Source organism: Corallococcus exercitus (genome assembly GCF_003611585.1).
Taxonomy (GTDB): domain Bacteria; phylum Myxococcota; class Myxococcia; order Myxococcales; family Myxococcaceae; genus Corallococcus; species Corallococcus exercitus.
Map to the genome: position 1 here is coordinate 1 of NZ_RAVW01000311.1, position 11,920 is coordinate 11,920.

General features: G+C 72.0%; 10 protein-coding genes. 2 read left to right on the forward strand and 8 right to left on the reverse strand.

Going from position 1 to position 11,920, the window contains the following annotated elements:
- Nucleotides 1-131: 131 nt before the first annotated feature.
- On the reverse strand, nucleotides 132-1,697 hold the full coding sequence (locus tag D7W79_RS44580; RefSeq protein WP_208729876.1) for a PAS domain-containing sensor histidine kinase: 1,566 nt from the start codon (nucleotides 1,695-1,697) through the stop codon (nucleotides 132-134).
- A 206-nt stretch (nucleotides 1,698-1,903) separates the two neighbouring features.
- Complete coding sequence (locus tag D7W79_RS29925) at nucleotides 1,904-4,939, reverse strand: TonB family protein (protein ID WP_244222043.1); 3,036 nt, start codon at nucleotides 4,937-4,939, stop codon at nucleotides 1,904-1,906.
- 352 nt (nucleotides 4,940-5,291) lie between these two features.
- Here D7W79_RS29925 and D7W79_RS29930 point away from each other — a divergent pair, with 352 nt between their 5' ends.
- Entirely contained in the window at nucleotides 5,292-5,711 is a 420-nt protein-coding gene (locus tag D7W79_RS29930) for a hypothetical protein (RefSeq protein WP_120528786.1), read from the forward strand.
- Nucleotides 5,712-5,723: 12 nt separating this feature from the next.
- Here the strand turns inward: D7W79_RS29930 and D7W79_RS29935 are convergent, their stop codons facing one another.
- The 5 genes from D7W79_RS29935 to D7W79_RS29955 form a co-directional block, all read right to left on the reverse strand.
- Nucleotides 5,724-6,098, reverse strand: a complete 375-nt coding sequence (locus tag D7W79_RS29935; RefSeq protein WP_167497754.1) for a helix-turn-helix transcriptional regulator — start codon at nucleotides 6,096-6,098, stop codon at nucleotides 5,724-5,726.
- A gap of 348 nt (nucleotides 6,099-6,446) precedes the next feature.
- Complete coding sequence (locus D7W79_RS29940) at nucleotides 6,447-7,055, reverse strand: putative glycolipid-binding domain-containing protein (protein ID WP_120528788.1); 609 nt, start codon at nucleotides 7,053-7,055, stop codon at nucleotides 6,447-6,449.
- 10 nt (nucleotides 7,056-7,065) lie between these two features.
- Nucleotides 7,066-7,890 carry an eCIS core domain-containing protein gene (locus D7W79_RS29945; RefSeq protein WP_244222044.1) on the reverse strand — a complete coding sequence of 275 codons (825 nt, stop codon included), beginning with the start codon at nucleotides 7,888-7,890 and terminating at the stop codon, nucleotides 7,066-7,068.
- Nucleotides 7,850-8,236, reverse strand: coding sequence for a hypothetical protein (locus D7W79_RS29950; RefSeq protein ID WP_244222045.1), 387 nt, complete (start codon nucleotides 8,234-8,236; stop codon nucleotides 7,850-7,852). The genes D7W79_RS29945 and D7W79_RS29950 overlap by 41 nt, the downstream gene beginning before the upstream one ends.
- A 164-nt stretch (nucleotides 8,237-8,400) precedes the next feature.
- Nucleotides 8,401-9,639, reverse strand: coding sequence for a metallophosphoesterase (locus D7W79_RS29955; RefSeq protein ID WP_439099250.1), 1,239 nt, complete (start codon nucleotides 9,637-9,639; stop codon nucleotides 8,401-8,403).
- Between the two features lie 519 nt (nucleotides 9,640-10,158).
- Between D7W79_RS29955 and D7W79_RS29965 the strand changes: the two genes are divergently transcribed.
- Nucleotides 10,159-10,536 carry a DUSAM domain-containing protein gene (locus D7W79_RS29965; RefSeq protein ID WP_120528790.1) on the forward strand — a complete coding sequence of 126 codons (378 nt, stop codon included), beginning with the start codon at nucleotides 10,159-10,161 and terminating at the stop codon, nucleotides 10,534-10,536.
- 41 nt (nucleotides 10,537-10,577) lie between these two features.
- On the opposite strand, the gene D7W79_RS29970 is transcribed toward D7W79_RS29965, so the two are convergent.
- A partial coding sequence (locus D7W79_RS29970) for an MYXO-CTERM sorting domain-containing protein (protein ID WP_244222046.1) occupies nucleotides 10,578-11,920 on the reverse strand: 1,343 nt, incomplete at its 5' end.

Genomic DNA, 11,920 nt, shown 5'->3' on the forward strand with positions numbered 1-11,920 from the left:
CCAACGAAGCGAGCAGCGCCCCTGCCCTCCCGGCCCATCCCCTTCGGTCCTTCGCACAACACGCGCGGCGTGCGGCGGAGGACGCTCTCTCATTCACCGCATGGCGGCGAACGCTCACCCCTTCCAAAAGATCAGGCCGTCCGAGTGCGGCCCTTGCCTGCCTTCACCCTGGCCTTCGGACGCGGAGGCCGCGGCAGCCGCACCGTGAACGTCGTGCCTTCCTTTTCGGACGACGTCACCTCCACCGTCCCCCCGTGCGCCTGGACGATCTCCTTCACGATGAACAACCCCAGCCCCAGGCCGCCGTTGCGCCGGCCCTGCACGCGCTCGCCCTCGCCCTGGCGGAACGGATCAAACAGCCGCTCGCGCAGCTCCTCCGGGATGGGTGAGCCGGGGTTCTGCACCTCCAGCACCTGGTGCTCGCCCTTCGCCCAGCAGCGCAGGAACACCGGCGCGTCCGGGCTGCCGTGCTCCAGCGCGTTGCCCACCAGGTTGGAGAGCACCTGCGCCAGCCGCTCCGCGTCCCACTCCCCTTCCGCCTTGCCGTCCACGTCCACCGCCACCGCGCGGTCCGGGTACGCCGCCGACAATTCGTCCACCACCTGCTGACACACCGCCCCCAGGTCCGTGGGGCCCTTGCGCAGCGGGATGCCGCCCGCCAGCCGGGCGCGCGTCAAATCCAGCAGGTCCGCGATCATGTTCCCCATGCGCGTCGCGGAGGCCTCGATGCGCTGCGCGTGCTGCCGGTGCTGTTCGGGCGTGCACTCCAGCGGCCCCCGGCGCTTCTGTGCCCGCGCCGACAGCACGATGGCGTTGAGCGGGTTGCGCAGGTCATGTCCCAGGATGCCGATGAAGCGCTCGCGGAAGCGCGCCTCCTCCACCATCGTCTCCATCTGACGGGTGCGCTCGGTGACGTCCATCATGGAGCCAATCATCCGCACCGGGCGCCCCTCGTCGTCGCGCGCCAGCACGCCGCGGTCCAGCACGTGCGCCCAGCTGCCGTCCGCGCGCTGGAAGCGGTACTCCTCGCTCCACACGTCGCCCGTGGACGCGACGAACTCCACCAGCCGGTCCACCACGCGCTCGCGGTCCTCGTCGTGCACGCGCTCGCCCCACCAGCCCAGCTTGTGCTCCAGCACCGCCGTGGCGTGGCCGAACGCGTCCCCCGTGCCCGGGTCCCACCGCACGCGGTCCGTGGCGAAGTGCCAGTCCCACAGCACGTCATGTGTGGCGCGCGTCGCCAGCCGGTAGCGCTCCTCCGCCTCGCGCAGCGCGCTCACCGTCTGCTCCGCCCGGGCCAGCGCCGCCTCCACCTCCTGCCGCGCCGCCCGCTCCCGCTCCGCCTGGTGGGCGTCCGCCGCCTGCCCCTCGTCGCGCGGCAACAGCCACAGCGCCAATCCCTCTCCGTGACGCACGACCACGTACCGCCGCCCCGCCGGGTCCCCTGGCACCAGCCCCACATGCGGGACACCGCGCATCAGCACGCGCACGAACGCCGCCACGTCGAACAGCGCGACGCCCTCCCGCGCCCACAGGGACAGGTGCCGGCCCAGCTCCAGCGAGCGCACCCAGCCCTCGGCCGGGACGTTCATGGACGTCCACCGGAAGTCGAGCGCCTCCCCTGTCTCCCCGTGCAGCGGCTCGAGGAGGATGCAGGGCGTCTCGCTGTCAGCGGGCAGTTCCCATGCCGGAGCCATGCCCGGCCCCCAGGACAAACCCATCATCGTGCTCCCCCCGACGCTTCGGGCCTGTCCCCCACCCTCCACGTCGGTGCCGGGCAGGCTGGAAAAACCCGCGTCTCGCGGAATACTGACACATCTGGCCACGAATGGAGCAGCCCCGGAGGGCAGGAGGCGTGGAAAAATGCTCACCCCCGAGCATTCACCCTACCCTCCAGGACAGGTCAGTACCGGCCCTTGACGCCGATGATGGGCAGGGCGATGGGCAGTCCCACCGCGCTCTTGGTCAGGGGTTGCCGGCTGTAGCCGCCGCCCAGGTAGTCGAAGCCCAGCGTTTCCGTGTTGAGGGTGACGTTGAGCATGTCCAGGTAGGCCTCCATGCTGAACGTCTCGTAGGCCCAGGCCTTGGACACGCGCAGGTCGAAGCGGAAGAAGGGCGGCAGCCGGTCCACCTGATCGCGATCCACCTGCACCCAGGTGGGGCGGCCGTCGCTGTCGGTACCCTCGCGGTGCGTCTGGCTTCCCAGGGTGCCGTACTCCGGGCGTCCGGTGTTGAAGTGGAGCACGCCCCCCAGGGTGATGTTGTTGGAGAACTTGTGACTGACCACCAGGTTCAGGATGTGTGTCTGGTCGAACGCGAAGGGCAGGTCCGCGGAGTCCTCGGAGAGGGCCCGACCTGATGAGTCATACCGATAGAAGGTGGTGCGCCGCGTGCTGCGCTGGAGGCTGTACGAAAGCCAGCCGAACCAGTTGTTTCCCAGCGGGTAGCGGATGAGCAGCTCCAACCCATACGCCAGGCCATGGCTGGTGAAGTCCGGCAGGTCCCAGTCGTCCCGGCTGACGGGCGGAGGATCCACGTCCACCTGCCGCGCGCGCACCCGGCGAAAGCCGTTCTGGTTGACGTCCCCACCGGGACCGGGCGGAGGCGGCTGATCCGGGTCACCGCCGCCGTCCAGGTCGTCCGTCAGGCCCTCGTCGGAGAAGGGCGTGAGCTCGATGGTGCGCAGCATGGGGTTCACGTAGACGTCCAGCCCCACCTCCCACTTGTCGAAGGCCTTCCACTCCACACCCGTGGAGAGCTGCACGCCCTCCTGGAGGCCCAACAACAGACTGCCCACGTCCACCACCGGCAGGCTGATGAGGGTGGTGGGCGGCTGGTGGAAGATGCCCGCGCCGCCCTTGAGCGTCACGGTGTCGCTGAGCTTGCGGCGCACGGTGAGGCGCGGCTCGATGACCTTGTGGTCGAAGCCGCCGGACAGGTGGTAGCTGTCCAGCCGCAGGCCGGGCACCACCGTCCACTTGTCATCCGGTGTCCACACGCCTTCCGCGTACGCGCCGGTGAAGGTGGCCAGCGCCACGGGCACGCGCACCGTGTCCTCCTCCACCTCCTGGCCGTTCTCCACCGTGAGCACATCCACGATGGCGCGCTTGTGGTCCACGTCCGCGCCCGCGCGCAGCAGCAGCCGCTCATCCAATGGCACGCTGTAGCCCACGCGCCCGGAGAAGGTGCTCTGGTCGATGTGGATCTCGTTCCCGTTGTCCGGCCCGCGCGACACGACGGCGAAATCATCCGTGCCCCAGGTGCCGCCCACCTCGAACTCGCCCTTGCCTAGCGGATGACGGCCGCGCAGGTCCACCCGGTGGAACGCGATGGACTGGAGCGCGGTGTCACTCTGGTCGTCCTGCGCCTCGGAGCCGAAGGTGTCCGACGAGCCAAAGGCAAACAGCCGCAGCTTGCCCTCCCCCACGTCCTGCTCCACGCGGGCCTGATAGTCCCAGAAGTCCAGCACCACCTTCGGGTTGGTGCGCCCCGGAGGCGGCGGGTCCTGCAACTGATTGGCCGCGAGCGCGATGATCCACGGCGTATAGGAATAGCGGCCCGCGAGGCTGACACTGGTCCCGGTGGACTTGAAGGGCGTCTCGATGAAGAAGCCCGCGTTGATGAAGTCCGCGTAGGCGCTGCCGTGCACGCGGTCGTCGCGAGGCCGGGTGAGGCGTCCGTCGATGGCGCCGCCCATCAGCCGGCCGTACTGCGGCGGCGGCGAGCCCGGATAGAAGTCGATGGCGTCCAGGAAGTCCGGGTGGATGACCGCGGGCCCCAGGAAGAGGTGGAAGAGGATGGGGATGCGGATGCCGTCCAGGAAGTAGCCCGTGGACGCGGGCTGGCTGCCGCGCACCACCGGGTACGCCACGCCGGACAGCATGCTGCCCACGCCCGGCAGCAGCATGACCACGCGGAACGGATCGCCCATGGTGCCGGGCACCTCGCGCAGCTCCGCGTCGTGCAGCGTGATGCGGCTGACCTCCGTACGCTCACGGTCGCCTCGCACCACCGTCTCGTAGGGGTTCACCACGAGCGGCTCCAGGCCGTAGACGACCTCCAGCGACTCGGTGGACTTCAAGGCCTCGCGGAACAGGCCCGGCTTGTGGCCCGGAGCGAACACGCGCACCGCCTGGCCGCCCGTGGGGAAGCGTGCCTCGAAGCGGCCGTTCTCGTCCGTCTGCACGGGTGAATCCGGCGCCGCGTCCGACACCAGCGTCGCGCCGATGAGCGGCCGGCGGTTGCCCTTCTCCCGCACCAGGCCCTTGAGGGTGATGGGGCCTTGCGGCGCCAACGTGCCACCGTCCGCGCCGGAGGCCACCGGGACGGGCGCCTCGAAGCGGTACTCGAAGAACAGGCGCACCGCGACGGGCTGGCCCTCCATCATCGCGGGGGAGAAGCGCAGGGAGGGCGCGGCGTGCAGCGCGGCCTCGTTGAGCAGCGGGTGCACGCCCTCCACCAGCGTGGCGGTGTCCACCTCGCCCGCCTCGTCCACCAGCAGCTCCAGCTTCACCGTGCCCGCCACGCCCTCGCCCACCAGCCGGGGCGGGTACGGCGCGGGCGAGTCCCGCACCAGCGCGGGCGGCACGAAGGCGGCCTGCGTGGGCCCGCCGTCCCCCGCGTCCGGCGCCGCGCCCGCTTCAAACGCCCAGCCCGCGTCCGTGCGCTGGAGGTCCGCCTCCTTCACGACCGTGCCCGCGCCCCCGTCCTGCCGGGCGTCCCCCTGCGTCCACGGCGCGTCCATGCTCCGCGGGGCGGAGCCGGTGGTGAGGTTCTCCTCCGTGACGGGCAGGCCCGCGTCCAGCGTGTCGCCCAGCCGGGCGCTGCCGGGGTCGGCTTCAGGAGCCTGGGCTCGGGCGGGGAGCACCGGCCCCAGCAGGCACAGGGAAAGCACCAGCGCGGCGGCGTGCCAGGGCGTGCTCCACTTCGCGAAGGTCATGGGTGATGGCGTTCGTGCAAGGCAGGTCCCGGCCAGCGTCCATGAGGCCAGGGGATGTCCGCCCTGACAAGCGCTGCCCCGTGACGCGTGCCATCACCGCACGGCGGGGGCCGTGACGGCGGCGCGCCCTTTCCGCTGGAGGACATTGGCCCTCCGCGTCACGTCGCGCCGTGGATGCCCTGCACCGTCCTGGGGACGGGGCGCCCCATTTCGGATCCATCCCCACCTTCCAGGAAGTCGCCCTTTCCCATTCCCCGGACGCCATGGAACGCCCCAGCCCTCCCAGGCCGCTCTCCAGCGACATGCCCTGGGCACGGGTGCGTGCGGCCTCCATCGTCACGCGAGCCTGCTTATGATTCCCCCGCCGTCCCTGCGCTACCTTCCCCACGGACTGCTCGCGTCACTGCTGTTGTGCCTGATGTTGATGCCGCTCCTGTTCCCGCCGTCGCTGGCGCGCGCGGGGAACGAGGGGCCGGACACCTTCATCGACGAGGGGCCCCCCGGGGCCACGCCCTCCAGGGAGGCCACCTTCGTCTTCACCGCCACCACGCTGAAGCCCGTGTTCTGGTGCTCGCTGGACGGCAGCCTCTACATCCCCTGCGAGTCCCCGTGGCGCCTGAAGGACCTGCCCGTGGGCGAGCACACCCTGGACGTGTACGCGGTGGACGTGAACACCGCGCACCGCGACCCCACCCCGTCCGGCTGGGTGTGGCGGGTGACGGAAGTGGCCCCGCGCGCGAACACGGCCCGCCCGCCCGCGTCCGCGCCCTGAGCAGCCCGGGCCCTAGCGGCGCGTGGGCAGGATGGCGCTGGCCACCAGGCTCATCAGCTTGAGCTGGGGGCGCGGCAGCCGGCGCACGGCGCGCAACAGGCGGCGCATCTCCGGCAGGTCGTCCTTGTCCGTGGAGTCCTCCTCCCAGAGCCCCGCGCCCGCCGCCGCCGCCACGGCCAGCCCCAGCGACGCGTCCGCGGACAGCTGCAGCGCCAGGCACAGGCGGAACAGCGTGGGGACGCTGGGCATCATCTTGCCCCGCTCCAGCCGGCCGTAGACCTCCGACGCGATGCCGACGCGGTCCGCCACGTCCGCCTGCGTGAGGCCAGCCCGCAGCCGCGCGGCCCGGGCCGCCGCCCCCACGCTGACCGCCAGCTTGCGCTCCAACTGCCGCCGCGACAGTGCCGCCGCCGACGCGGGCGCCACACGGGGCTTCTTCCGGACGCGGCCGGATGCGAGAGGACCTCGGGGGTGGGTTTTCACCACATCAACCTTGCACGTGACGTCCGGTGGGGTGGCCGTAAGGCTCACGGCCCCTCCACCGCCGGAACGGTTCAGAGGTCGTTATAACCCGCCACGTCACCCGGGCCCATCCCTATATGACAGGTAGTCCTGCATTCCCCCGTCCACGGGAAGCGCGTCGTTCACGGCTCCATAAGCCTACATGAAACGACACACAATCCCCGGGAGGCGTGAAGGATTGTCCGGGTTCGGGCGCGAGGGTTGCGCCCGGGCTCAACCGTCGGACGTGGCGACGCGTTCCCAGCCGTCCGGGTAGTGCGTGATGAGCCCCAGGGCGTCGGTGTCCACCTCCGCCACGAAGGCGCCGCCCGCGCTCTGGTAGCGGTAGCGCGTGGAGGACAGCCGGGTGTAGCGCTGCTCCAGCCGCTCCAGGGACAGGTCCGGCAGCCGCACCCACGCGGCCGTCACGTCCCGGCCCTGCCCGGGCTCCAGCCCCAGCCGGCGGATGGGCAGGGTGTTGGTGGAGGGGGTGACGCTCAGGTCCACGTCCACGCACCCGCGCAGCTCCGGCAGCTCGCGCCCGTCGCGCCACCAGCGCTGGTGGTCATCCACCTGGAGCACCAGCGTGCGGCGCGTGCCGCCCTGGTGCAGCACCAGCCGCGCCTCGCGCGTGTGCCAGTCCGGGTCGCACGCCACGGTGTAGCGCACGAGCAGCGGCAGCCCTTCGCCCACCAGCACCGCGGTGCCCGTGAGCAGGGGCCCTTCGGCGGACTCCCACAGCTCGAAGTGCTCCGTGCCGGGGGACTCCAGGCGCCGCCAGGTCAGGGCCTGCAGGCAGCGGCCCTCGGGCGCGCCGCCGGGCCGGGCGGTGCGCGACGTCACGGGGCGGGCCTCACGGCGCGCCCCGTCCGGCGTAGAGGCAGTCCAGGGCCTCGTCCAGCAGGCACAGGGCGGCGTCGCTCCAGCCGCGCAGCCGCTGCTGGGGCGTGGGGCGGCCCACGTGGGGGATGAGCTGCGCGTCGGCGGCGTCCTCGATGAACTGCGCCTGCTGCTCCGGGTTGAGCTCCGCCCAGCGCCGGTGGCCCACGGCCTTGCGCCAGTCGTAGCCGTCCCCCAGGTACTGCGCCGCGAGCGCGCCGCTCAGGTAGCCCGTGCCGCCATGCTGGTGCTGCCACACGTGCGTGAGCTCGTGCACCAGCAGCCGGAAGCCCACCGCGCCGTAGCCGGGGGGGATGAAGAGGATGTCGCCGTGGGCGAACGCGCGGCCCGGCAGGCCCAGCAGGCCCAGGGCGCCTTCCTTCACGCGCACGCAGTGGTAGTCCAGGCTGTCGCCGAAGATGGGGCGCAGCCGGTCCACCTCCGCGTCCGTCAGCCGGCGGCCCACGGGCTCCAGGCCCGTCACCACCTGCACGGCGGACAGCACGCGCCCGCCCAGCATCAGCACCAGGTCCACCGGCACCTGCGCCACGCGGAACAGGCAGCGCTTGAGCTGCGGCAGGCCGTCGCGCGAGCGCCCCGTCGCGCAGCGGGCCATGCCGCTGGCGAAGAGCACCAGCGCCACGTACGCGCTGCGCGCGGCGCCCGCGGACGCCCCGGCGATGCCGGTGAACAGCCCGTGGCCCGCGTCCGCCACCCGCGCCGTCAACGGCGCCAGGCGGGGAGCGTCACGGCGGGAGTCACGGACGGCTTGCGGATTGAGCGAGGTGGGAGACCCCAAGGACCCTCTCCAGGAGCGAGCGCAGCTGACCGGCGCGCCAGGGCCGGCCAAGTGCGAAGTGGGTGTGGCAGGCCGTCGGGAAGGTGGCGCTCGCTTCGGGACGGAAACCGGAGGACAGGAGGATGCGCGGGCCGTGGAAGCCCCGGTCCACCAGCCGGCAGAGGAAGTCGCTCACGACGCGGCGATCCGCGTCCAGGTCCAGCACCAGCCCGTCCACCGCCACGCCCGTGTCCAACCGCCGGTCCGCCGACGTCGCGCCCAGCGACGTCACCAGCCGGGCCCCCAACCCCACCTCGCGCGCCACCGCCAGCCGGACTTCAGGGGCCTCGGAGACCACCAGCAGCACTGGCGCCGCCTTCCCCGTCCGGGGCGCCGCGATCTGCACTGCCGCCCCGCGCCGCGCACCCGGGACCGCGGGCGCCGTGGGACGGCTGAAAGCGAATTCCGGGACAAGGAGGGAAGACGGTGCGGTGGCCACGTCCCGAACAATAAGCAGCTAGAACGGAAATATCAAGCTTGGCTTGAATCACCGCCAGAACGGGGAACTCCTACCAGGGTGAGGGCCGCGATCTCCGGGGCGGGGCCCAGGCGGAGCGGGGGGCCCCAGTAGCCGGTGCCGCGGTGGGTGTAGACGCGGGTCCCGGCGACGGTGGCCAGGCCCTGCACGACGGGCTGCTGGAACTTCACGAAGAACATGAAGGGGAAGATCTGCCCGCCGTGGGTGTGGCCGGACAGCTGGAGGTCCACGCGCAGGCCCTCCAGGGACAGGGCGGTGCGGGGCTGGTGGGCCAGCAGCAGCCGGGGCACGTCCGGCGGGGCGCCGGCGAGCGCCAGGTCCGGGCGGCTCTTCAGCGGCGGGTCGATGTGGCCCGCGTCGTGGTCGGTGACACCGGCGATGACGAGCCGGGCACCGCCGCGCTCCACGACGCGGTGCTCGTTGGTGAGGACGGTGATGCCCAGCCGGGCGACCTCGGCCATCCAGGCGCGGGCGCCGTGGTAGAACTCGTGGTTTCCGGTGACGTAGTAGACGCCGAGCGGGGCCTGGAGGGACGCGAGCGGCGTCATCTGGTCGCGCAGCTGGTCCACGGAGCCGTCCACCAGGTCACCGGTGATGGCGACGATGTCCGGCTTGAGGGCGTTGACCTGATCCACCACGCGCTGGAGCCACACGCCGTCCAGGGTGGGGCCCACGTGGACGTCGGACAGCTGCACGACGCGCAGGCCGTCCAGGCCCGGGCCCAGGTCCTGGAGGGCCACGGTGGTGCGCTCCACGCGGGCCCTGCCGCGCGCGGTGACGAAGGCGAAGGCCACGGCGGGCACGACGGTGCCCAGCACGGCGGCCGCTCGGCCCCGGGCGAGCGCGTGCATGTCGGTGACGGTACCGGAGAGGGACAGCGCGGCGCCGACGACGTCGGAGGCCAGCACGGCGGTGAGGAACACGCCGAAGGCGCCCAGCCAGAGGTACGCCCCCCACTGGATGACGCGGGTGAAGCCGGTGGCCTCGCGGCGCGCGGCGCGAAAACCCGCCAACAGGACGAGGTAGCACAGGCCCAGCAGGCCCCAGCCCAGGGCGGCCCAGGGAGCGGGCCAGCCGGGGGCGGTGAAGAGGCGCAGGCCGATGTAGACGTGCAGCGCGGTGGGCAGGCCCAACCCCAGCAGCAGCGACAGCACCCACCGCCACCCCGGAGCACCGGCCGAGCGCCGGGACCGCCGCGAGGGAGCTTCTTCCGAGGACACGTCCGTCGTCACGCGCGCCACCCTGTCGCCCCGGGAGCCGGGACGCCTTCGAGCGCAGGAGGATAACGGCCATCCCCACGCCGCGCCCGCCGACCCCACTGGACGCCTGGCGGGTCCCCCTGGATTAGGATTCCATGACAGGCATGGAATCCTCACTTGAGCATCTCAGGCTCGCGCTGGCGCTGTGCACCCTGTGGACCATGGGCTGCGCGACCGCGACATGCATCGACAGTGAGACGTGCTGTGTGGAGGCCCACCCGGGCAATCCCGCTGCGTGTGGGCTTACTGACGCCGAAGCCGCTGCCCTCTTGGGCACCGCGGCTGTCGGCGCGACAGCTGTCGGCGTCACGCTCAAGGAGCTGGACGATCCGGACGATGGGTGGCGACAGCACTGCATTGATCGCTACGTACAGTGCAAGGACTCGAAGAAACCTCGCTGGTTGGGCGACTGTTACGCCTGCCTGCGAAGCTGCGAGGGTCAGAAGCAGTGGCCGTTCGACCTCTGCCGTCCTCGCCGCAACTAGGAACCCCATGAACGAGCAGGAATTGAATTGGGACGACGTTCGGGACCTTTCGCGTCGGGTTTCGGCCGGGGAGGCCTTCACGCTCACCGCCGAGTCGCGCGCCATCCTCCAGCGCACCGGCCCTCAGGTCGGCATTCCAGCGGCAGATGTCGAGCGGGCGCTCCAAGGTGAGGCAAGCGCCGCCACGCTGCTCACCGAGGTTGCTCGGCGGATCCGGGATGGCTCCAACCGCTTGTCACGAGCCCTCAGCGAAGCGACGAGGCGACAGGAGGCGAGCGACGTGGATGGTGCGCGGCAGGTGCTCCGCGACATCCTCAAGGATGAAGTGGTGCCGCTCTACCGCGACATCGCGCAGGTCCAACTGGAAGCCCTGGACGAAGGTTGATGGCCCGGGCGCGGCGCCCATCCGGCACCGCGCCCCATCCTTCAGCTCCGCGAGCGGCGGCGGCGCACCAGGGCGCCCAGGCCCACCAGCGCCCAGACGCTGATCATCCCCGCGGGCGCCGTGCCGCAACCGCAGCCCACGTCCAGGTCGGTGGGGCCACGCACCTGGAAGTCCACCTCCGGGGAGCGCAGCCCCGCCTCGCCCTCCGCCGTCACCGCCTGCGCGACGACCTTGTGCGCCCCCGTCGCGAGCGCCGTGTCCGCGGTCAGGATGTGCCGGAAGACGCCCTCGTCATCCGCGGTGGCCGTCGCGAGCACCTTGCCATCCAGCTCCAGCTGGACGTCGGAGCCGGGCAGCGCCACGCCCACGAACATGAAGGTCGGATCCACGGTCGCGCCCTGCTCGGGCACCAGCACCGTGGGCGTCAACGGATCCGTCGTGCCCGCGTCGGTGCCGCCGTCCGCGCCGGGCACCACCACCTCGAAGCCCACGACGTCGGAGTACGGCCCGTCATCCCCCGCCTCGTTGTGCGCGTGCACCGTGACCTTGTGCGTGCCCACGCTCAGCGGCTCCGACTCCGGCACCTGGTAGCGGAAGCGCCCCAGCAGGTCCAACGGCACGATGTGGTCCGGCCCGTCGTCGATGACCACGCCCACGTTGACGCCATTGGTCGTGGTCCCGGCGAACAGCGGCGTGGGGCCCACGGTGTCTCCGTTGCCCGGCACCACCAGCACGGCCATCTGCACGACGCCGCCGTCCGCGAGCACCACCGCAGGCGTGGAGAAGCGCACCGATGTGGACGGACTGCTCGCCACGCCCAGCGACTCCGACCAGGCGACGACCTGGTGCGCTCCCGCGCTCAGCGGCGTGGTGGGGTCGTAGGTGAACTGCCCCGTCGCGCCCGGCACCACCGCGCCAATCTCCCGCCCGTCCACGACGAGGTGGACGACCGGCCCGTTCGTGCCCGCGGTCCCCTGGAAGCGCGGGCGCGTGGTGGTGGACGCCTCACCCGACGCGGGCGCCGTGATGACCGGCGAGACAGGGACCTGGAACGCCTGATCCACCTGCTGCACCGACCCCGTGGACGTGCCCCCGTCGGGCAGCGGGCCCCCATCCGGAGTGCCGCCATCCGCCGTCGTGGAGGCCGGCGTCGCGCCGTAGGAACCCGCGCCCGGATAGGCGGACACGCCCGCGTTGCCCGCGCTCACGTCGGCGAAGCACGCGATGCTCCTGGCCTGGATCAACACCCGGCCTCCGGCGCCTCCACCGCCCGGCCCCAGGGGCTGCTTGTCCAGCTTCGTGTCGCCGCCCGCGCCACCCCGTGCCTCGACCGCGCCGCAGTTCAGGACGTCCACCGCGCGCAGCACCACCGTGCCGCCCGCGC

What these genes read in the sequence shown, in the direction of transcription:
- D7W79_RS44580 (WP_208729876.1), bottom strand. Translation starts at nt 1,697, where the DNA reads ATGGCTCCGGCATGGGAACTGCCCGCTGACAGCGAGACGCCCTGCATC.
- D7W79_RS29925 (WP_244222043.1), bottom strand. Translation starts at nt 4,939, where the DNA reads ATGACCTTCGCGAAGTGGAGCACGCCCTGGCACGCCGCCGCGCTGGTG.
- D7W79_RS29930 (WP_120528786.1), top strand. Translation starts at nt 5,292, where the DNA reads ATGATTCCCCCGCCGTCCCTGCGCTACCTTCCCCACGGACTGCTCGCG.
- D7W79_RS29965 (WP_120528790.1), top strand. Translation starts at nt 10,159, where the DNA reads ATGAACGAGCAGGAATTGAATTGGGACGACGTTCGGGACCTTTCGCGT.